Origin of the sequence: Collimonas pratensis, assembly GCF_001584185.1 — a bacterium.
Taxonomy (GTDB): domain Bacteria; phylum Pseudomonadota; class Gammaproteobacteria; order Burkholderiales; family Burkholderiaceae_D; genus Collimonas; species Collimonas pratensis.
In genome coordinates, this window is sequence record NZ_CP013234.1 from 1,125,983 (window position 1) to 1,145,940 (window position 19,958).

Here is a 19,958-nt window from a genome sequence, read left to right on the forward strand (position 1 = left end):
GATTGAATTTCCTATAAAAAGTGAAGATCAAGGCTGTATTGCGCCGAATTGCTGCATCAGGCTCAGGTTGTCTTCCAGGTGCCAGTTGTCAGCAATGCGGCCGTCGGCGATCCGGTACAGGTCGAAAGCTTGGAAGTCGATTGCCTGGCCCTTGCCCTTGAGCTTCCCGAACTGGCCGCTGAAGTGACCGCGGAAGTGGAGATGGAGCGAGACGCGGTCGCCGGCGACCACCATGTCGTCAATTTCCATAGCCAGGTCCGGCACTGCGGCGCGGAAACCTTGCGATGCCTGCAGCGGACCGGCCACGCCTTGAAGGCGTCCGGCCGGCAAAGTGCGGTCAATGAAATCCGGCGACAGCGCTTGCCGCGCGTATTGTTCGTCGCCGGTGTTCCAGAATGCGGCATAGCGGCGAGCTGCCAGGACCATCGGGGCCGCATCGGAAGGGTTGCCGGCAATTGCTGCGTGATGTGGTTCAGGCAGTTTGCGGTCATCGGCTTGTGCCGCCCTGCTACATAGGGTCAGGCCCAGGACTGATGCTGCCGCGGCCGCCGATATCTGGCGCCGAGTGGGAAGAAGTGCTGATGTCATGAAAAAATCCTCGCTGTTGATTGAACGGTGTACTAATGGAGGCATTGTCCGTTCTAGCGAGGATTTTGATAATTAGGCGCGATATTGAATCATTTGTTTGTTTTTGTTGAATATAATCAGCTGGGCGCCGATGTCTCCAGCTAGTTCAAGTGATCAATGATTTGTGATCCAGTTTGAGTTAATACAGCTAATTTTTTTTAATTAACAGACTTTTTCCTCGCAAGCGCAATAATGTCACGAGTCGTTGGGCCGCAGGGGACAGGTAAGCGTTCTTTCGATAGGCGATTCCAAGGCGTCTTTGCATGGTCGTCTCTTTCAGCACAACTTCCCGCAGCGATGTTTTTCCAGATTGCAAATTTGCTCTTGTCGCGAACCCAAGCAATCCGGTTTTTTCTATTAACGGCAGAATCATGTTCAGTACGGTCGGTTCGATTTGTACCTGTGGTCTCGGTAGCCTGTTTCGATCAAAGGTTTGGTCCAACCATTGCCGGCTTGCCACGGTTGTGGCAGGCAATACCCAGCGGTAGTCGAGAAGGTCTTTCAGGGTGTAGCGCCTTTTAAAAATTGGATGATCTTTTGCTGCCAGCACCACGACTTCATCTTCGACAATTTGCTCCGATTCAACATCGGCATCCGACTGGATGATAGGTCCGACTGCGAGGTCCGGGTCACCTCCATTTAACGCCTCCAACAAGGCATCATTCATTGACACCATCAGTTGGATCGTAACGTCCGGCGCTTCTGCCAACAGTTCCTGGCAGACTTGTGGTAGCAAATGTTCCGCCAGGGTTGGTACACAGCCCAGTCGGATAGCGGTCGAGACTGTGTGCAAACATAGCGAGCTAGTCAGCTATTTTTCGATACAAGCGTCAAATCGATATTGCATATTTGACCGAGGTTTCGATGAAACGCTTTGTCCAGGCAATGGATTGCACGCAGAGCATCCTGTTACCAGAGCAGCTCGAAGATTACGTCAGTGAAGATAACCCAGTCCGAGTCATCGAAGTGCCTGAGGGCCGGTTAGCTGCCGTTTCGCATTTCAAGGTAGCCGCTGCTGGCGCAGAGGGCATATCTCCCTAAGCGGGATCTGGTCCCGAAGGTGCCCCCACCGGCAATCGGCGGTGACGGATATTACTGATCACGGGCTCACTGCAATGCGGGCAAGCGAGCGCGATCTTATCTAATGGCGGTAAACTTGTGTTGCTGTTAGCCAACGGAAATGTGAAAGAACGTTAATCTCTTCTTATCGAGATACTTGCCACCTACTCTAGTGATAGAGTCGTTGGACGTCTTGCTTCGAACTTACAAGATTGCCGTTTGATAAGGGTGCTTTCTACTGAGAGCACCTGACAATTTTGACAGTTACGCAACAATGCTCGATCGTGTACGGTGCGTACCACTTTAAATAAAGTGCATCCCGCTCCCTCAGTTTTTTCTCCATTTAACCGCGGCGTTTCCAGCGTTATCCAGATTTTTCTTATCTCATTAGGGGCATCACTATGGCAATCGATGTTTATCTGCAAATTGACGGTATTAAAGGCGAATCCACAGACAGCGCACATAAGGACTGGATCGAGTGCAAATCGGTCCAATGGGAAGTGCTGCAGCCGAAGTCGGCTACTGCATCCACCGGAGGCGGTCATACTGCCGAACGTTGTGAGCACAAGGACATTGTGATTACTAAGATTGCTGATTTGGCGACACCATTGTTGCTGCAAAACTGTTCATCAGGCAAGACGATTCCTAAAGCTACGTTTGAATTTTTACGTGCTGATGGTAAGGGTGACCGCATCAAATATTTCACAATCGAACTGACCAACCTGTTGATCTCGGATGTCACGCCATCGGTGACAGAAGGTAGTGTACTGAGCGAAAGCGTCAGCTTGAAATACTCCCAGGTCAAATGGAAATACGTGCAGCAGAAAATCGGAGGTGGCTCCGGTGGTAATACCTCTGGCGGATGGGATTTGTCGACCAACAAGGTCGTGTAATTTGCTGTGTCGATAAGAAGAACTGTGGCGTTTCGACGCTACAGTTCTTTTTGGCAATGATCATTTTGAATGTACGGTACCACCCTGTACCATCACTGCGATCTATCGGCTGTTCCTCCGTGTTATTTGTTAAAATTACACAATTTTGCCAAATGGCAATTTCGTGTACACCAAAGGATCTGCATGGCTGAAGCCATTAAAACGCTGCGAAGCTTGGTCCAGAATCGCCAGCACAACCGAATTTTGCGCCTGTCCTTTGCGAATAACGACGCTCCGAAAGCCGAGCTGTTAGTCAATCGGCTAGATGCAAGCGAAGCCCTGAGCCGCGATTTCTCCTATACCGTTGAGCTATTGAGCGATGACGCAAACATCCCCTTGAAATCGATGATGGGGAAATTGCTTTGCGTAGAAATGGTACGGGGGGACGGCAGCATCCGTTTCTTCAGCGGTTACGTCGAGAGCTTCCGCTTCAAGCGTACCGACGGCAGCTTCGCCTTTTACGAGGCGCATCTGGTGCCATGGCTGACGTATCTGAAATCGCGCAAAGACAATTACATTTTTCATCAGCTGTCTCTTCAAGATTTAAGCGCCCACGTGTTTGCCGATTACGGCGCGTATGCCGCATGGGATTGCAAGCTAAATCATGCTGACCCAGTGGTTACCGAAATATTCCAGTTCGACGAAAGCGACAGCAATTTTGTCCATCGGCGCTGGGAAAATCTGGGCTGGCATTACCACTTTGAGCATACAGCTAAAGGCCACACATTAAAGCTGTCGGATGACTCCACCTATGCGGAACCAATAGACGGCAACGCCGAAATTCCATTTCAGCGCCACGCCGGCGCGATCGAAGAAGACGGGATTTCCGACTGGTCGCCGATGCGGCAGTTTTCCATATCGACGGTGGCCATTAGAAGTTTTGATTTCAAGAACCCGCGCCCACAAGAAGCCAGCGTCCCTACGCTCAACAAGCAAGGGGCCGTGCCTGCAGTGGAATCGTACGAATATGCGGGCGCCTATGGTTTCGCCAACGGCCAGGATGGTGACCGCCTCAGCCGCGTGAGAATGGAAGAGCCGGAAGCCATTGCAAAAACTTTCGATGGTGCGGGCAACAACCGTTACGCGCAACCGGGGCGGACTTTCCGACTGACTGGACACTTTTCCGAAGACTGGTCGCCACACAACGATAAACAGGGCGAAGAACAGGATCACGAATTCCTGATCATTAGCGTCGAGCACAGCGCCACCAATAACTACCTGCAAAACGCCGATGCCGCTCCAGCCTATTCAAACCGGCTGACATGTATCCGCAAGAAGATTCCCTGGCGCCCGGGGCGCGGCTACAACAGCGAAGAAACCCGCATCTACGGTTTGCAGACGGCGACTGTAGTCGGTCCTTCCGGCGAAAATCTGCACGTCGATAATTTTGGCCGTGTGAAAGTCCAGTTCCACTGGGACCGCGTCGGCAAGAACGACCAGGATAGTTCCGCCTGGATCCGGGTTGCAAGCGGCTGGGCTGGCGCTGATCAGGGTTTCGTCGCCATTCCGCGCATCGGGCAGCTAGTGATCGTGCAATGGCTAGATGGCAATTGCGATCGGCCCATCATCACCGGCTCCGTAGCCAGCCAGAACAACATGCCATCGTGGGCCTTGCCTGCGCAAAGCCCACTGTCCGGCATCCGTAGCCGGGAATTGACGCCCAATGGCGGTAATGCACCGGGCGGCAGAAGCGGGCACCTGATTTTCGACGACTCCAATGCGAAAATACAAACGCAGCTCCGCAGCGATCATCTGGACAGCCAAATATCCTTGGGCAGCATCACACGCATTGAAAACAATGCAGGCCGCCAGGACGCGCGCGGAAACGGGTTTGAGCTGAGATCTGACGGCCATGGCGTAGTGAGATCTGCTGAAGGATTACTGCTCACCACTGAAGCAAGACCGAAGGCGGCCGCCCATATCACTGACATGGGTGAGACCGTATCGCGCTTGACGCAGGCACGTAGCACTGCTGAAAGCCTAGCTAACCTGGCGCAAGAACACCAGGCGCAGGACAAAGGTGCGGATCAAAGTGATGTCACCAAGGCGATCAAATCGCAAAATGATGCGATCAAGGGCAGCGGTGGTGGCGACGGGAAATTTCCTGAGCTGGCGGAGCCGCATCTGGTGGTGGCAAGCCCTAGCGGCATTGAGACAACTTCGGGGGCATCCACGCATATCGCCAGTGCCGAACATACGGCATTGACGGCGGGTAGTCATGTATCGATAGCCGCAGGCAAATCGTTCTTTGTCAGTGCCGCCGAAAAACTCTCTCTCTTGGCTTACAGGCTGGGCATCAAACTGATTGCCGCCAGTGGCAAAGTGCAGATACAAGCGCAAAACGACGGCATGGAACTGCTGGCGCAGAAGGTAGTCGACATCATCAGCACTCAGGACTGGATCAATCTCAAGGCCAAGAAAGGCATACGCCTGAATGGTGGTGGCAGCGAGTTTGTGATCAGCGAAGGTATCACGGGATTTACCAATGGTGCGCATGAGGTCCATGCTGCCGGTCATCAGACCTTGGGGCCGCAAGGTAAGCCTGCGCAATTCCCCGGCTCCAAGCTCTGCCCATCGCAAACGGCGGGCGCAGCACAGTCCGGTGCTGCTTCCGTACCGCTGGCTTGATCGAACTATCTGCTTACGAAATGCGCTAATGCAAAGTATCCCTCCCCCAGGCGAAGTCATCCGCAACGGCTATCTGCTGATTGACGCTTCCAATATTGACGATGAAACGTTCGCAGAACCGCTGCCGATGCTGCGCTGTACACCCGGAGCACTGGCAAATGCAGACGACTTCACGCCACGGCTGATCGATGTAGCAGCACTTTCTTTAGCGCAGCAGGCTGATGCGACAGCCGCGATGCTGCGCGAAACTGATGGCGACAGACCTCCTGCCATCTGTGCGTGGCTGAACAGTACTTTTGATGCTGACACACTGAAGCGCCATATTGCGCGTTTCTTGGTAGGTCCTGGCTCGGATGGAGGTTCCGTCTTTTGGCGCTACTATGATCCGCGCGTATTTTCGTTGGCGATGGCGCTGTTTGCACCGGCACAAAAAGAAGCTTTGCTGGGACCAGTCACCGAATGGCGCTTCGCCTGGTGCCGGCATTGGTGGAGCGTAGCGGGACCAGGGCGCGAAACGGATCCGTTGGGAGGATTTAAACCTGCATGGCCGACTGACAAACAATGGTCCAGTCTCGATCACAGTGAATTGATCGCAGCTGTCTTTGCACATATACACGACATTCGCGGCCCACTTTCTCCCGTTGATATCTTGGGCTATCAACGGGAAATCGATTTGGCTCTCGCGGGTGGAAGGCAGTACTTGAAGTTAACCGAATTCGATGAACTGATTGAATACACGCTACTTAGCGTGCGCTATGGTGACGCTTTCCTGCGTCATCCGAAACTTAACTCTGCATGGACCGATCTTGCGCAAGGAAAAATTAACTGGATTGATCTGCAGAACTTGCTTGACCATAACGATTATCACAAGCTGAATCAACAATCTCAGCTGCAACAGACGCCAACAGGAGCGGCCTAATGCCTAAATGTAATTTTTGCGATAAAAAGGGTTTGTTGATCTATCCGGTTCGTTACGCCGTCGCTTGTCCTGCGGGCGCGGCAGGCGTACCCGCTTTGTCAGGTAACTTCAAGATAGAAGGCGCGCCGCAAGATATTGGTACGGCGAAATACACTTTACGCACTCTGCGAGCTGGCTATCTCTACACCTATGATGAAAAGCGCAATCGCCTCAAAGGCTATATGGTGCAACCCAAAGGCCACCTATGGAATTTTCCCATCGAATATATGCCAATGGGACCAGGGATTCCGTTTCACTGCGTTGATGGAGGGGAGGTTGTGCGTTCACATTGCGTTGATGTCCCTCATACGCCCGCCGATCCGGCAACCAATTTCTGGATAGGCTGGTCTAGCGTAATGTGGACAAAAGGTTTAATCAAAAAGGCAGGCGACGCTGCTTGGCGCAAAAAACATATGCAGTGTATTGATGTGCCTGCGATGTTGGCCGGAGGAGCAAAGCATACCGGCGAATATAAAGCCAACTTCGGAAAGATTGCGCCTTTCGCAGCGAAAGGTGCTGCCATGCGTAAGGCTTTTTCGTTTAGTAATACAACTGCCACGCTAGAGATTCAGCAGCACGAATTGGGTCCCGTAATAGCCGAAATTATGGCGACACAGGCACCTCATAACAAGGGTTTCATTGTTGCGGTCAACGACCCGGTTGGCATCACCAATGACTTGAGTGAACTCGCGGTGCCAGGGCTTCCTGCAGGATTCGATGAAAAAATGTATCACGCGAAAATGGTGGCTGATTTACTCGATGGGGCGGAGAAAAGTGTACGTGCGAAAGCGCGAGATGGCGTGGTTTTTAGCGATGAATTGGATGAAAATTCTAAAAATAGTTTGGACGGCGGCGACCCCGTTAATGCGGGTATAAAACTGTGGAAAATAATTAAAGCGGGAGGACTGAATAATTACACGAAACAGCAAGAACAGGATAAGCAGAAATATGGAGCTGATCAGGCTGGGCGTCAGAACGCTGCTGCCGATCATGCCTGGGAAGAGTTGACGCACGAGAATGGAAAGCCGACGCTGGATGAAGCCCGCCTGAAATCTTTTCCCGCAGAATATCAAGAAGCTGTATTGGCATTTAAGCCGAATTACGACAAACTAATTAACGCTCACGTTGATTGGCTTAAAAGCGAACAGCTGGCAAACTGGATGGACGGCGTGCATGATGCGACTGACATAAGCAGTGGCTACGCATATAGCGAGTCAGTTGCCCAATGTGTCGGTAAGGCCGTATCCACTAAGCCTTGCGCAGATCAACTCACAGCATGGCTCAATAGTGGCAAGTTATCGGATACCCATAATTTGTATGGGCGTGCATTGTTGTTCAATCAGAACGATATTATTGCAGCAACCGAACCGCATCTCAAAGGTAGTGATATTCAGTTTGAAAATATTCTAAATGTCTACAAAGGCGCGCTTGCACGAGTTGCAAGCAGAGATGCGGTAAAACTGGTTGATAGGTTGGCACTGGCGACAGCCAATATCATTATCAAAGCAATTAGTGAGGGCAGTTACTCTGTCATGCGCGGGTTGGCGTTGGCGCATTTAACGCTGCTGGGTGGCGTCACCATTAAGGCCAGCAATGTAAGCGCGAAAGATCTCTCCAAATGGGCGATCGAGCAAGCTAAAGCACAGGGTATCAAACTCAACACTGATAGAACGCAAACGAGAGTCGATGCACTCAAAGAAGCAAAAAGCAACGTTAAAAAACTTCCCGCAGATCGCAAACTAATTGCCTATGAATTGGACATCGCACAGTTGGAGCGAGACGAACGTATCACTGCCGGAAGTATCAGGGGGATCAAGGTGCCTGGCGTAGATGCTACTCAAAAATGGCTCGGTTCTTCTGCCCCACAAGAATTCCATCTTGGGGTAGTGACGGCGATAGTGCAATTGGTGGCTTTGGGGTTCGCGACTCAAGATTTGGTGAATAATGATAAATTTAATCAAACAGAGACGCGAACGAAGATGGCTATGGCTATTGTCAGCCTAGGAGCAACGATCGTCGATACAGTTGGTTCAACGGTAGAAAAATCGACAACCCACCCCATGGCGGTATTTCTTCGCCAACAATGGGCGGTGGATGTGGAGAGTGCTGCCAAATACGCGAAAGGCGCACGTGTAATTGGAGCCGCAGCCGGTGCTGTGCTTGGTCTTTTTGATATTTTGAAGAACGCACCGGATGCTTTTGGTGACGGGAATGAGACACTTGGCTGGTTGTACAGACTTAACGGTGCCCTTGGTATCGGAATTGCCATTGCTGCTTATTTTGCGATTGGTGCCATTTTTTGGCCGTTGCTAATCGTAGCGTTTGTCGTGGGTATCGTGATTGCTCTCGTGAGCAGTGGTCTCTTAAAAACATGGATTTCTCGGTGCGAATTTAGCAAGGGTGAGAAATATCCATCCTTTGACGACGAGTTGAAGGCATACAACCATGCTGTAGGAGCTTAAATCATGGATGAACGTGTGTTCCTATATAAAGCAGGTTTGCCAATTCCCGATTGGGACTTGAACCATCGGCTTCCAATTGATAAACCAGTTGGGCCAGAATGCAAAGATACTTCTACAATCTTTCGGCTCAATTCGACTTACATGGATGTGACGGATCAACCGTATAGGGATCGACAGTGGCAGGCAGGAGGTGTTCTTCTTGCTTGTCTTGGTGTTGCACTGGGATTCTGGATGGAATACGAAACCCGAGTTATTTTCTCAAAATCTGGCGGCCTATTTGGCGATTTATTTTGTCTCGGGATGGTCTTGATTTTCGGCTACGTAGCTTTTAAGTTTGGGCGTGACGAATTCTTTTCTCTTAGGCGCCGTCCAATCCGCTTTAACCGAGAGCAGAAAAAAATATATGCGATACGTCGCCGTCGTTTTTTTGCCAAATCGGGAGAAGGTGACGTCACTTTGGAAGTGCCATGGAGCGAAAAGTCTATTTTTTGCATCCATCGAGGGTCAGGCAATAATCGCAATTGTTATCACATCCGGCATTACGCTGTCGACAACAGTGGCAATGTCGTGCAGGCATTTGCTATCGGCCGGGAGTGGGAGGGCAGAGCAAACCTCGAAGGACTGCTGTCGCAATGGAACTACTGGTGCTGGTACATGAATCAAGGGCCGGCCGATTTACCTAAACCACCGCTCTTTTTCAGCGAGCATGAGAACATGCGCGAGAGCTTTTTATTTTGTATGTACGATTTCGGCACACGGGCTAGCGCGACCTATCGCATCATTATGATGCCATTTATCTTACTGATGACCAGTCATCGTTTGTTGGCGCTATGGACCTGTCGTGAGCCGGTTTGGCCAAAATCGGTAGAGCAAGTTAGCGCTATAGCGACCGCTGATGCTTATAGCCAACCGCGTGGCGATACTCCGGTAGGGTGGGCAGAAACCGCTCTGGCACAGGAAAGACACGATTATCCCTACGACCCGAAAATGGAATTGGACGGCTGGCATGGTGAAAAAGATGGCGCGGTTAATGCTTCTCTTTGGGCAGAAGACGTTCCACCTAAGATCTAACCGAATCTAGGAGAATCCAAGATGAAAGACGAGCAGGAACGTGGCGTAATTCGCCTGGGTGACAAGACTTCACATGGCGGTGAGGTCGTTACCGCCAGCGATAGCTTTAAAGCGATGGGTATAGCGGTTGCCCTGGAAGGCGACATGACGACTTGTCCCCAATGCAAGGGCAAGTTCGCTATCCAGCCGGTGAACAGCACCCGTATGCATCACGGCAAAGCTGTCGCCTATCACGGTGATCCGACCGCATGCGGGGCGACACTCATTTCATCTCTGTAAGCCAAGGAATTGTGATTGGAAATCGCAGGCATAAAGCAGAGGCCTAAAATGGCGAGTAGCATTTGATGGTCGCTAGATCAGTTGCGGTGCCGTTCTGATCCCTACTATACCGAACAGCGGTCGCAACTAGTCTGTGTATATTGCGGCACCGTGATTGTCGCCAGGTCGCAATAAGATCCACCGAGTTTTCGAATACCTTGTTAATGCCTCGCACCAAAACACCAGCCAGTTTTTCCCCTCGTGATCCGAAAGCAGGTCGACGCTTGACGCTTGCAGCCATGCAGCAGATCGCTGTCGCCCGTGGCATGAAACGCCGGCTTACGTCAAAAGCGGTTCCTGGTGTAAGGATTGTGTTGCTGCCGTCTGGTTGAAAAAAATGCAGCAGTTGGCCAAGAAACGCGGTGGTCGCTGTCTATCCGACATCTACGTGAATACCCGGACACCGCTGCTCTGGCAATGCGCCAACAACCATCGATGGCAAGCCTCGGCGAATTGCACATCATTTGGCCAATGGTGCCGGTATTGCGTTGCCGACAAAGAGTTGAAAACCATGCGGCGGATCGCTAGCCGACATGGCGGTTTTTGTCTCTCCGATATCTATATCAACACCGAAATCCCCATGTTATGGGAATGCATCAAGGGGCATCGCTGGCATGCCAAGCCGCACGGCATTAAAACTGGAAAATGGTGCCGCCAGTGCCGTGACGACAATATGCGTGGCAAGATGGGTTCAAAGTGAGGCAAGTAACAGGAGTTAGAGATATGTCGCCGGTAAGTCCGTTGGAGGGAAACCAGTACTTTCTCGGTGCAGGTAATCATTTGCCAGGAGGAGCGCCCGAGATGGTGATTAACTCGATTCCAACGATCGACAATAGTCTTGTAAATACAATTTTGAAAGTAAAGGTCGATTCAAAATGAGCATCACAGAGAATGAAATTGTTGTTCTGGATATTGCGGGGGGCGTGCAAGAGTGGTATGTGGCAAGCCTAGCGTCGAAGCTAGTTTGATTGCCGGTGGAACCCCCTATACGTCGGCTCCGGAAATTGTAGCCGCCGTGCTCAAGGACTCGACCAAGCGCCGTGCCCTGCGGGAATCAATAGTTGCGGAGGCTGCTCAGAGGCTAAATCGCTTTGGCGGATGACAGAGATGTTATAGGAGGGATAACTCTGCTGTATTCGCTAGACGTTCGCTGCAGTGTAGGTGGTAAATGGCAGAATACTCTGCACCGAATCTTTTGTGCCCTTGGCGCAAATGGCGTCAGACATCACCTCTACCAAGCGGCGGGCCATCCATTCTTGCGGATGCGAAATGACCATGTCGACCCGACCATCGATCAACGCCTGCCGGGTAATCTCGGTCAGGTCGGGGCAGACCGTGACGAGTCCGGGTGGTCCGTCTCCTTCTTGTAGAGCCTGAATCACTCCCTCGATCCCGCCGCCAGCCACATAGATACCGACCAAGTCCGGGTGGCGCTTCAACAAATCCAGTGTGGCTACTTGAGCCAGATGGATGTCCTCCAGGCTGATCAAGGTTTCCAGCACCTGAAATTCCGGTGCGTATTCGCGAAAATAGGAGCGGAAGCTGATTTCTGCCTGCTCTTGGCACAAGTAGCGGTGGCTGCCTACCATGAGGCCGACCTTCCCCGGAACGCCGCTGAGGCGAGAGATGGCCCACGCAGCTGTGCGGCCGACTTTGCGTTGATCGAGTCCGACATAGCCGGCGCATGCCTCGGCCGTCAGATCCGAAATCAGTGCGAACACAGGTGTGCCCTGGGCGCTGAGCTGGCCGATCGCCTGGCTGATTTGCGGATGGTCAGCGGCTACGATGGCGATAGCATCCACCTTGCTGCTGAGTTCATGCAGCTTTGCGACCATGTGCTGCGGCGTCAATTCATCGAGAAATTCGACAATGGCTTTCCCGTGCGGGGCGGTTTGCATCTGTGCGGCGGCGATCAGCGCTTCGCCCAGTGCGCGGTAGAAGTGGGTGCTGCGTTTTTGCAGGATGAATCCGAGCCGGTAGCCAGCCATTCTCTCATCGATGCGATGGCGAATCAGCCCGGCGCGGCGAAAGCCGAGGTTTTCCGCCGCCTCCAATACCCGCTGTGCGGTTTCCGGCCGTACGCTTGCTCTCTTGTTGATCACCCGATCGACGGTCGCGACGCCGACGCCGGCTTCCTTTGCTACATCCGTCATCGTTGGGTTCATGATATTTCCTCATATTTGATAGAAACCATCATTCTGTATTTTGAATAATTGATAGTTATTGATGTGGAATGCGTCTTCCTTATTGTAGATCATTTGCAACTAACTATACTTACAGCAGCTGAATGCTGTTACTGCATCGGGTCCGATATGTTGATATTCAGAATGAGATACTTTCGATACAAGGATGATAGAAAATGATAGATGATGTGATGGATAGAGACTATAGCCTTGAGGGACCGTGCGGCAAACAGGCTGCCGCCAAAGGACTGGTGTCGGCGCAATGGTTTGCCTGCACGGTCGATCGCAAGCAGATGAAGCAGCTGATGCAGCGCGACGACTGGCAAGGGCTCAAATATCTGGGCAGCTGGCTGCTGCTGTTGATCGGCAGCGGGACGCTGGCCTACTTCTCGTGGGGCAGCGTCTGGGCGGTGCCGGCATTTCTACTGTACGGTCTGTTTTACTCGATGTCCGACCACACCTCGCACGAGCTTTCGCACGGCACGCCGTTCAAGAGCGGCTGGTTGAATACGTTCTTTTCTCAGCTGTCCGCCTTTATGGCGCTACACGAACCGGTGTACTGGCGCTGGAGCCATGCGCGCCACCATACGGACACGATCATCGTCGGCAACGATAGGGAAATCGCTTTTCCGCGCCCAATCCGGCTGCTGGGCTTGTTCGCCGACTTTTTCTTTCTCAAGTCCGGCACCATCGAACTGTTGCGCATCATCCGTCATGCGTTCGGTAGCGTGAGCCAAGCCACTCGCTCCTTCGTGCCAGCCTCGGAGATCGATCGGATGATCCGAGTGAGCCGGCTTTACACGCTTATCTTCGCTGGCACGGTGGCTTGGTGTTTCGTAATCGGCAGCATCCTTCCGGCGTTGTTCATCGTGCTGCCACACTTCTATGGCGCGCCGCTGACCCAGGTATTCAATATCACCCAGCATGCCGGCCTAGCCGAGGACGTGCTCGACCATCGCGAAAATACGCGCACCGTGCAGCTTAACCAACTGCTTGCCTTCCTTTACATGAACATGAACTACCACGTCGAGCACCATATGTTCCCGATGGTGCCGTTCTATAACCTGCCCAGGCTGCACGCGTTGATCAAGGATCAATGCCCGCCCGCGCATGCGGGACTGTCCGATGCTTACCGTGAAATCATCCCGACTCTGTGGCGCCAACGCAAAGACACACGCTTTTACGCCAAACGTCAGCTCCCGGCGCCGGTCGCTGTGTCGCCCGTTACTGGCGCCAGTCAACAGCAGCAGCGCGGCTATGCATAAGCAGAAAAGGGCGAGGGGGCAGCGCTCCCGCAGAACCAGCCACGCTGGCCAAGCCGGCCGGCAGCTTACAAGAGGACGACAGCAATGAGCCATTGGATAGCAGCCTGCGCAGTAGACGATATCGAGCAGGAAGACGTCGCGCGCTTCGACCACGAAGGACGCACCTTCGCCATCTACCGTTCCCCGGATGACGCGTTTTTCGCGACCGACGGCGTCTGCACTCATGAAAAGGTACATCTGGCCGACGGCCTGGTGATGGACCACATTATCGAGTGCCCTAAGCATAACGGCCGCTTCGATTATCGAACCGGCAAGGCGCAGGGAGCGCCTGTCTGCGTCAGTTTGAAGACATACACCGTCAAGGTCGAAGGCGATCGAGTGTGGATCAACCTGGACTGATGCCTGATACAAGGCTGTTATCGCAGGGAACGCAAAATCGTGGGATATGCAAATGATTCGACCGTCCGAACCTATCATCATCGTCGGTGCCGGCCAGGCCGGCGTGCGGGCCGCGCTTGCGCTGCGGGAGCAGGGTTACGACGGTTCGTTGCTGCTGATCGGCGATGAGCCGCAACTGCCCTATGAACGTCCACCGTTGTCCAAGCAAGTGCTGCTTGGCAGTCGTGAACCAGACCAATGCACCATCGGTGGCGCTGATCTTTTCATGGAACAAGACATTCGGTTGTTGACCGGCGTCAGGGTCGAGCGCATCCGAAGAGAGATTTCCAGCATCGCACTCGATGATGGAGCGACGCTGGCTTACAGCAAGCTGTTGCTGGCAACCGGAGGCAGGGTGAGAACCGTGACTGTGCAGGGGGCAGGGCTCGCTGGCGTTCACTACTTGCGTACCATAGAGGATGCGCTGCAACTGAAAGCACAACTGTTACCGGGACAGCGCGTGGTGGTGGTTGGCGGTGGGTTCATTGGGCTTGAGGTCGCCGCATCTGCCCGTACCCTCGGCTGCAGCGTGACGGTACTGGAGGCTGGAGAGCGCTTGGCGGCGCGGGCGTTACCGCCGCAGCTTTCCGAAAAGCTACTCCAACTCCATCGCGCGCGCGGAGTGGATGTCCAGTTGCAAAGCCGCATCGAGGCTTTTGCCGGCACGACAGTAGTGCAAGGGGTCGCATTGGAGGATGGCCGCAATGTGCCCTGCGATATAATCGTGGTTGGCATCGGCATCGCGCCCAATGTTGAACTGGCGGTCGAGGCAGGATTAGCTGTCGTCAACGGCATCCGGGTCAATCATCGATTGCAAACTAGCGATGAACATATCTATGCCGTGGGTGATGTGTGCGAATTCCCTAGCGCGTTGACGGGGCGCACGATGCGCTTGGAAACTTGGCGCAATGCCGAGGAACAAGGCAAGCACGCGGCGCGCACACTGTTAGGTCACGACGAGAATTTTTCCGCGCTGCCGTGGTTTTGGTCAGATCAATTCGATTACAGCCTGCAGATTGCCGGGGAGCCTCATATGGCAGCTCATTGCATCGAACGCCCACTAACGGACGACGGGCTGCTGATTTTTTTCCTGAATGAACAGCAGCAGCTTGTGGCTGCCTGCGGCTGGGGGCGGGGCAATAGCATTGCGAAGGATATCAAGATAGCCGAAATACTGATCAAGGCGCGCCGAACCATTGCTCATGAAGCCCTGGCAGATCCAGCCATCGGTCTCAAATCGTTACTGAAGGGCACATCAGATGCATAAGCGTCTTCTGGTTTTCCAATCCATGTGGGCCATGGAGCGTCGCCACAGTGACGGCTATGAGCGCAGCCTGGAGCAAAATCTTCACAAGCTGGCCGTCGCCGGTTTCGACGGATTTACCGACCATTATTACAATCGAGAGCATGTCAAACGCCTGGTGGCGACCTGCAAGCCGTTGGGACTTCAGGTGGAAGGGCAAGTATTCCCCACTGATATTGACGGCCTCAAGCCGGCGCTGGAGCTGGGGGCCGAATTCGGCTGCCACCACCTCACTATCCAGGCCGATCTGCGGCCACGCTCAGTGCGCGAAGCCATCGCAACCCTGGAGGGCTGGCAACGGCTGGCGGAACAGGTGGAGTTTCCGGTGCTGGTGGAAACCCATCGTTATCGGCTGACCAACGACCTGCTGTTTACGCTGAACGTACTCGATCAATACCCCAATCTGAAACTGGTAGCCGATTTATCGCACTATGTGGTGGCGCGAGAGTTTCCCGAACAACCTTCCGTTGAAGACCACGCTCAGATCCGCAGGATTCTCGAACATAGCTGGGGATTCCATGGCCGCGTCTCCAACGGCCACCAGGTGCAGGTGCCATTGAGCTTTCGCCAGCATCGATCTTGGGTGGCGCTATTCAACGATTGGTGGCGTTACGGGATGGAGAGCTGGTTGAAGCGGGCAGGAGAAAATGACACCCTGTCCTTTACCTGCGAGTTGGGACCCCCTCCTTATGCCATTACAGACGCTGATGGCAACGATATCGTCGACCGCTGGGAGGAGTCGCTGATGCTCAAGGGTATCATCGAAAATACCTGGCGTGAGGCGGTCGGGAAAAACTGATCGGGCTATCTCGGAAGCGAATAAATGTGGCTATCTGACTGTCCACACACTCTTGCTCCATGTCCTGTTATGTTTCGTTCAATTACATCGTTGACGTCGGCCGAATCTGCGATTTCCGGGCGCAGATTACTGAACGTTATTCAACGCGCCCCTTTTGCAATATCGGATTTCAAGTTTTCCGTGCAAACGACTTCCTTTGCCTTTGCAGCTCTAGTAATGCAGTCCAGTAACTCATCGGCGGCGATATTCGCGGCAGGGGTAACATGTTGCAGTACGCCAATTTCCCGAAAAAATCCCGCATTCCCTAACGGTAAAACACGCAATTTCTTGCTCGACGCGCCTGCAGCGAGATCGTAAGGAATAATGGCGACGCCGAGCCCTTTTCTGACCATTTCCATGATCACCATTGGTTCGTCCAATTCCATCGTATCGTTCACATGCAGGCGAGTGCGCTTAAGGTAGCGATCAACCAGCTGGCCGCCGTAAGATCGCCGGCTGTAGCGCAGAAACGGATGCGCTGCCAGCAGATCCTTGACCGTCTTCTCGCGCGCCGACAGTGGTGCGATTGCCACGTAGGTTTCGCGCAACATGGTTGTCCATTTCAAACTCTTCGTCATTTTCAGATTGGGACGAATCATGACTGCAAGCGACAAATCGTTGCTGTCGATTTGCGACATCAGTTGAACCGAGGTTCCCGGCACCACGTTGACTTCAACTAATGGAAAGCACTTCCGGAAATCCGCCAGCGCTGCCGGCAGTAAGTTCAGCTGGACAGTGGAGATGGCTCCGATGTCGATTTTCCCGCGCGTAGCGGTGACTTCTGTCTGTCCTTTCATGGATTCAAAAAGCCTGATGATCTCTTCCGCGGTGCGCAGCAGCTGCTTGCCGTGATCGCTGACCGTGACAGACTTTCCCACGCGCGTAAACAGCTCGCAATTCAATTCATCTTCCAGGCGCCTGATCTGCATGCTCACCGCAGATTGGGTCAAGCCAAGCCTGGCGCCCGCGGTCGAGAACGATCCCAGTTGTGCTGCGGCGATAAAGGTTTTCAGGTAGCGAATCATGGTTATGAAAAAATTGAATTAACTAGATCAAAAAACATAATTTTACATCACAAAATCATATATATAAAATCCACTAAACCCCTGACGCACAAAGGGTTTTTTGATAACAAGCAATTCCAATCCGCGGCCTTCGCGCCTAGTCCGTAGCTGACTCGCCGTCGCCAGTCGACAGTTAGGAAAGAGGATGAATGATGAGGTCGACATCACCATTCGATTTGGCATTCTCCGTGAAGACATTACCCAGGCACGCGCTTTTTACGGCGATCTGCTGCGCTGCCCTGAAGGTCGTAGCGACGAGAAGTTGGTGGATTTTAATTTCCATGAACGTTAACTGGAGGCGTGTTTTGCTCCAGATGAAACCGGTCTTAATTCGGTGAATTAAGGTGTGTCACAAGCATTATAAATTTACATAGGGGGTAGTGAAATGAAGAATATTCAAAATAGGATGTCGAAGACAATTCTTGTTGCGACGTTAGCAGTTTCGAGTTTCTTGGCCGGTTGTGGGGGCTCGACCGGCGGCATTGAAAGTGCCACGGCATTGTCGGCCGGGGCTGCCGCAACGGGGGACAACTTCAGCGCACAGGTGGCGCAGCAAATTCTGAATGTTGGCGGCAATGCTGTCGACGCTGCAGTCGCGACTGCTTTCGCGCTCACGGTCACTTATCCGGAGGCAGGCAATATCGGCGGCGGCGGTTTCATGACCATTTACATGAATGGGCAGCCATATTTTCTGGATTACCGAGAAATGGCGCCCGCTGCAACGTCTACGAATTTTTACACGCAGTTCACGACCGCGGATGGAAAGGAGGATCCCCAGAGTAGCATCCAGGGTGCGCAGGCCGTTGGCGTACCGGGTACTGTAATGGGGCTCTGGACGGCTTGCCAGAAGTTCTGCAAGTTACCGTGGCAACAGTTGCTTGCGCCGGCCATAGCGCTTGCTCGCGACGGCTATCTTCCTGCGCAAGCCGAAATCGACAGCTACAAAAGCACAGTGGCAGGTTATCAGGCTTACCCTTATCCGTTCAATCTGTCTGATTACTTTGGTGGAATGACGGCGGGTCAATTGTTCCGGCAACCAGACCTTGCAGCGACGCTTGAACGGATTTCCGCGACAGGCGCCGACGAGTTCTATAAAGGTAAGACGGCTGATCTGCTTGTCGCGTCGATGACGCAAGACGGTGGGAAAGGCGTGATCACAAAAGGCGATCTGGCATCGTACAAAGCAGTTTGGCGCCAGCCGATTTCCTTTAATTGGAAAGGAATGACGGTACTAACCGCACCGCCTCCGAGTTCCGGCGGCATTGCCCTGGCACAGTTGCTCGGCATGAAGGCCGATCTCAATGGCTCGCTTTTCTCTGGAGTATCCGTGAACACTGCTCAGTACATTCATTTGAGCGCAGAAATAATGAAGCGTGTGTTTGCGGATCGAGCACAATTTCTTGGTGATCCTGACTTTGTCACCGTACCTGTTTCGGGCTTGCTTGACCCAACCTATATCGCGCAGCGTGCGGCCGAAGTGAATCCGACATCCATATCGCCTACGGCGAGTGTCCAGCCGGGTAAACCTAAGTTCCACACGACGCACTTCTCGATCATCGATAAATGGGGTAACGCAGTGTCGAATACCTACACGTTGAATAATCCATATGGAAGCGGTGTGGTCGTGCGAGGAGCGGGATTTGTGCTAAACGACGAGATGGATGATTTTGCAACGGTGCCGGGCCAACCAAATTCTCTTGGTGTGATTGGTGGAGACGCTAACGCTGTTGCATCCGGGAAGCGGCCACTTTCATCGATGTCACCGAGTATTTTGCTGAAGGACGGAAAGGTGGCGATGGTGATCGGCACACCTGGCGGCTCGCACATCTTCACGTCGTTGTATCAGGTGCTGTCCGATGTGTATGACTACAACATGAGCCTTGCAGATTCCGTGAAGAATATGCGCTTCCATCATCAATTGCCGCAAGGAACTGTAGTCTATTACGAACCGTATGCACCTTTCCCGCCGTCTCTCGTCTCCGAACTGGCGACTCGAGGCTACACAGTCCAGAACGGGGGATTCAACACCGACGTGCAGGCCATTCAAGTTGTGAACGGCAGTCCGCTTCCTGTTTCCGATCCTCGCGGTAGGGGAGCTTCAGTGATCGCCAAGTAAGGTTGCCAGCACATATATATTTTCGTAAGGAGGGGGGGGCTCGGCTCCCCCTTTTTTTGTGCCGAATGATTAAGCCTGTTCTTATGAAAAATTTGAATTACGATGATCAAAAATGATAATTTCACATCATAAATTAATATATATAGACTGTCTTAAATCCCTGACACATAAAGGGTTTGCAATGGCAAGCGAACCCGGTTAACGGACTTCGTTCCTTGTTCTTAGCCGGCCAACCGATTATCAATTTATTTTTAGAAAAGAGAACTCAAGATGACATCGACACCACTGTTTCATTTGGCATTCCCTGTGAACGACATTGCTCAGGCACGTGCCTTTTACGGCGATCTGCTGGGCTGCCCTGAAGGACGCAGCGACGAAAAATGGGTGGATTTCAATTTCTACGGACATCAACTGGTGGCGCACCTGGCTCCAGACGAAACCGGTCTTAGCGCAACCAATCCGGTGGATGATCATGATGTGCCGTCACGCCATTTCGGAGCAATCTTGTCCTTGCCTGAATGGGAAGCGCTGGCAGCGAAATTGAAAGCCGCCAACATCAAATTCATCATCGAGCCATATATTCGTTTCAAGGGAGAGGTCGGTGAGCAGGCCACGATGTTTTTCCTGGATCCGTCCGGTAATGCGCTGGAATTCAAATCGTTTGCGAATATGGATTACATCTTCGCAAAATAATAA

At 52.8% G+C, this 19,958-nt stretch carries 18 protein-coding genes; 14 read left to right on the plus strand and 4 right to left on the minus strand.

Features of this window, described 5'->3' with window-relative positions; all coding sequences use genetic code 11:
• Window positions 1–27 precede the first annotated feature (27 nt).
• Both CPter91_RS05080 and CPter91_RS05085 read right to left on the minus strand, forming a co-directional pair.
• Window positions 28–588, minus strand: coding sequence for an ester cyclase (locus CPter91_RS05080; protein ID WP_061937784.1), 561 nt, complete (start codon window positions 586–588; stop codon window positions 28–30).
• 187 nt (window positions 589–775) lie between these two features.
• Entirely contained in the window at window positions 776–1,420 is a 645-nt protein-coding gene (locus CPter91_RS05085; protein ID WP_417924841.1) for a LysR substrate-binding domain-containing protein, read from the minus strand.
• A 667-nt stretch (window positions 1,421–2,087) separates the two neighbouring features.
• Here CPter91_RS05085 and CPter91_RS05090 point away from each other — a divergent pair.
• From CPter91_RS05090 to CPter91_RS26410, 7 genes are all read left to right on the plus strand, one after another.
• On the plus strand, window positions 2,088–2,579 hold the full coding sequence (locus CPter91_RS05090) for an Hcp family type VI secretion system effector (RefSeq protein ID WP_061937794.1): 492 nt from the start codon (window positions 2,088–2,090) through the stop codon (window positions 2,577–2,579).
• Between the two features lie 183 nt (window positions 2,580–2,762).
• The gene (locus CPter91_RS05095; protein WP_061937798.1) at window positions 2,763–5,246 is read left to right on the plus strand and encodes a type VI secretion system Vgr family protein; all 2,484 of its coding nucleotides are present in this window, start codon (window positions 2,763–2,765) and stop codon (window positions 5,244–5,246) included.
• A gap of 28 nt (window positions 5,247–5,274) precedes the next feature.
• Window positions 5,275–6,165: a DUF4123 domain-containing protein gene (locus tag CPter91_RS05100; protein WP_061937801.1), complete on the plus strand. Its 891-nt coding sequence runs from the start codon at window positions 5,275–5,277 to the stop codon at window positions 6,163–6,165.
• Window positions 6,165–8,666: a T6SS effector BTH_I2691 family protein gene (locus CPter91_RS05105; RefSeq protein ID WP_061937804.1), complete on the plus strand. Its 2,502-nt coding sequence runs from the start codon at window positions 6,165–6,167 to the stop codon at window positions 8,664–8,666. Before CPter91_RS05100 ends, CPter91_RS05105 begins: the two co-directional genes overlap by 1 nt.
• A gap of 3 nt (window positions 8,667–8,669) precedes the next feature.
• Complete coding sequence (locus tag CPter91_RS05110; protein ID WP_061937808.1) at window positions 8,670–9,737, plus strand: DUF6708 domain-containing protein; 1,068 nt, start codon at window positions 8,670–8,672, stop codon at window positions 9,735–9,737.
• A 21-nt stretch (window positions 9,738–9,758) separates the two neighbouring features.
• Window positions 9,759–10,016: a PAAR domain-containing protein gene (locus tag CPter91_RS05115; RefSeq protein WP_061937811.1), complete on the plus strand. Its 258-nt coding sequence runs from the start codon at window positions 9,759–9,761 to the stop codon at window positions 10,014–10,016.
• Window positions 10,017–10,392: 376 nt separating this feature from the next.
• On the plus strand, window positions 10,393–10,755 hold the full coding sequence (locus tag CPter91_RS26410) for a hypothetical protein (RefSeq protein WP_150119627.1): 363 nt from the start codon (window positions 10,393–10,395) through the stop codon (window positions 10,753–10,755).
• A gap of 439 nt (window positions 10,756–11,194) precedes the next feature.
• On the opposite strand, the gene CPter91_RS05120 is transcribed toward CPter91_RS26410, so the two are convergent.
• Window positions 11,195–12,220: a LacI family DNA-binding transcriptional regulator gene (locus CPter91_RS05120; RefSeq protein ID WP_061937814.1), complete on the minus strand. Its 1,026-nt coding sequence runs from the start codon at window positions 12,218–12,220 to the stop codon at window positions 11,195–11,197.
• Window positions 12,221–12,414: 194 nt separating this feature from the next.
• Between CPter91_RS05120 and CPter91_RS05125 the strand changes: the two genes are divergently transcribed.
• From CPter91_RS05125 to CPter91_RS05140, 4 genes are all read left to right on the plus strand, one after another.
• Entirely contained in the window at window positions 12,415–13,503 is a 1,089-nt protein-coding gene (locus CPter91_RS05125) for a fatty acid desaturase (RefSeq protein ID WP_061937816.1), read from the plus strand.
• 84 nt (window positions 13,504–13,587) lie between these two features.
• Complete coding sequence (locus tag CPter91_RS05130; RefSeq protein ID WP_061937819.1) at window positions 13,588–13,902, plus strand: MocE family 2Fe-2S type ferredoxin; 315 nt, start codon at window positions 13,588–13,590, stop codon at window positions 13,900–13,902.
• Between the two features lie 52 nt (window positions 13,903–13,954).
• Window positions 13,955–15,208, plus strand: coding sequence for an NAD(P)/FAD-dependent oxidoreductase (locus CPter91_RS05135; protein ID WP_061945849.1), 1,254 nt, complete (start codon window positions 13,955–13,957; stop codon window positions 15,206–15,208).
• Entirely contained in the window at window positions 15,201–16,043 is an 843-nt protein-coding gene (locus tag CPter91_RS05140; protein ID WP_061937822.1) for a sugar phosphate isomerase/epimerase family protein, read from the plus strand. The genes CPter91_RS05135 and CPter91_RS05140 overlap by 8 nt, the downstream gene beginning before the upstream one ends.
• 140 nt (window positions 16,044–16,183) lie before the next feature.
• On the opposite strand, the gene CPter91_RS05145 is transcribed toward CPter91_RS05140, so the two are convergent.
• The gene (locus CPter91_RS05145) at window positions 16,184–17,107 is read right to left on the minus strand and encodes a LysR family transcriptional regulator (protein WP_061937826.1); all 924 of its coding nucleotides are present in this window, start codon (window positions 17,105–17,107) and stop codon (window positions 16,184–16,186) included.
• Between the two features lie 184 nt (window positions 17,108–17,291).
• On the opposite strand from CPter91_RS05145, the gene CPter91_RS25580 reads away from it, so the two are divergent.
• The 3 genes from CPter91_RS25580 (at window position 17,292) to CPter91_RS05155 (ending at window position 19,955) form a co-directional block, all read left to right on the plus strand.
• Window positions 17,292–17,438, plus strand: coding sequence for a VOC family protein (locus tag CPter91_RS25580; RefSeq protein WP_236905935.1), 147 nt, complete (start codon window positions 17,292–17,294; stop codon window positions 17,436–17,438).
• Window positions 17,439–17,531: 93 nt separating this feature from the next.
• On the plus strand, window positions 17,532–19,262 hold the full coding sequence (gene ggt, locus CPter91_RS05150) for a gamma-glutamyltransferase (RefSeq protein WP_061937829.1): 1,731 nt from the start codon (window positions 17,532–17,534) through the stop codon (window positions 19,260–19,262).
• A 270-nt stretch (window positions 19,263–19,532) separates the two neighbouring features.
• Entirely contained in the window at window positions 19,533–19,955 is a 423-nt protein-coding gene (locus CPter91_RS05155) for a VOC family protein (protein WP_014004342.1), read from the plus strand.
• The last annotated feature ends 3 nt before the right edge of the window (window positions 19,956–19,958 follow it).

What these genes read in the sequence shown, in the direction of transcription:
- ggt (WP_061937829.1), top strand. Translation starts at nt 17,532, where the DNA reads ATGAAGAATATTCAAAATAGGATGTCGAAGACAATTCTTGTTGCGACG.
- CPter91_RS05120 (WP_061937814.1), bottom strand. Translation starts at nt 12,220, where the DNA reads ATGAACCCAACGATGACGGATGTAGCAAAGGAAGCCGGCGTCGGCGTC.
- CPter91_RS05105 (WP_061937804.1), top strand. Translation starts at nt 6,165, where the DNA reads ATGCCTAAATGTAATTTTTGCGATAAAAAGGGTTTGTTGATCTATCCG.
- CPter91_RS05115 (WP_061937811.1), top strand. Translation starts at nt 9,759, where the DNA reads ATGAAAGACGAGCAGGAACGTGGCGTAATTCGCCTGGGTGACAAGACT.
- CPter91_RS05100 (WP_061937801.1), top strand. Translation starts at nt 5,275, where the DNA reads ATGCAAAGTATCCCTCCCCCAGGCGAAGTCATCCGCAACGGCTATCTG.
- CPter91_RS26410 (WP_150119627.1), top strand. Translation starts at nt 10,393, where the DNA reads ATGCAGCAGTTGGCCAAGAAACGCGGTGGTCGCTGTCTATCCGACATC.
- CPter91_RS25580 (WP_236905935.1), top strand. Translation starts at nt 17,292, where the DNA reads ATGAATGATGAGGTCGACATCACCATTCGATTTGGCATTCTCCGTGAA.
- CPter91_RS05155 (WP_014004342.1), top strand. Translation starts at nt 19,533, where the DNA reads ATGACATCGACACCACTGTTTCATTTGGCATTCCCTGTGAACGACATT.
- CPter91_RS05140 (WP_061937822.1), top strand. Translation starts at nt 15,201, where the DNA reads ATGCATAAGCGTCTTCTGGTTTTCCAATCCATGTGGGCCATGGAGCGT.
- CPter91_RS05090 (WP_061937794.1), top strand. Translation starts at nt 2,088, where the DNA reads ATGGCAATCGATGTTTATCTGCAAATTGACGGTATTAAAGGCGAATCC.
- CPter91_RS05125 (WP_061937816.1), top strand. Translation starts at nt 12,415, where the DNA reads ATGATAGATGATGTGATGGATAGAGACTATAGCCTTGAGGGACCGTGC.
- CPter91_RS05145 (WP_061937826.1), bottom strand. Translation starts at nt 17,107, where the DNA reads ATGATTCGCTACCTGAAAACCTTTATCGCCGCAGCACAACTGGGATCG.
- CPter91_RS05135 (WP_061945849.1), top strand. Translation starts at nt 13,955, where the DNA reads ATGATTCGACCGTCCGAACCTATCATCATCGTCGGTGCCGGCCAGGCC.
- CPter91_RS05080 (WP_061937784.1), bottom strand. Translation starts at nt 588, where the DNA reads ATGACATCAGCACTTCTTCCCACTCGGCGCCAGATATCGGCGGCCGCG.
- CPter91_RS05110 (WP_061937808.1), top strand. Translation starts at nt 8,670, where the DNA reads ATGGATGAACGTGTGTTCCTATATAAAGCAGGTTTGCCAATTCCCGAT.
- CPter91_RS05095 (WP_061937798.1), top strand. Translation starts at nt 2,763, where the DNA reads ATGGCTGAAGCCATTAAAACGCTGCGAAGCTTGGTCCAGAATCGCCAG.
- CPter91_RS05130 (WP_061937819.1), top strand. Translation starts at nt 13,588, where the DNA reads ATGAGCCATTGGATAGCAGCCTGCGCAGTAGACGATATCGAGCAGGAA.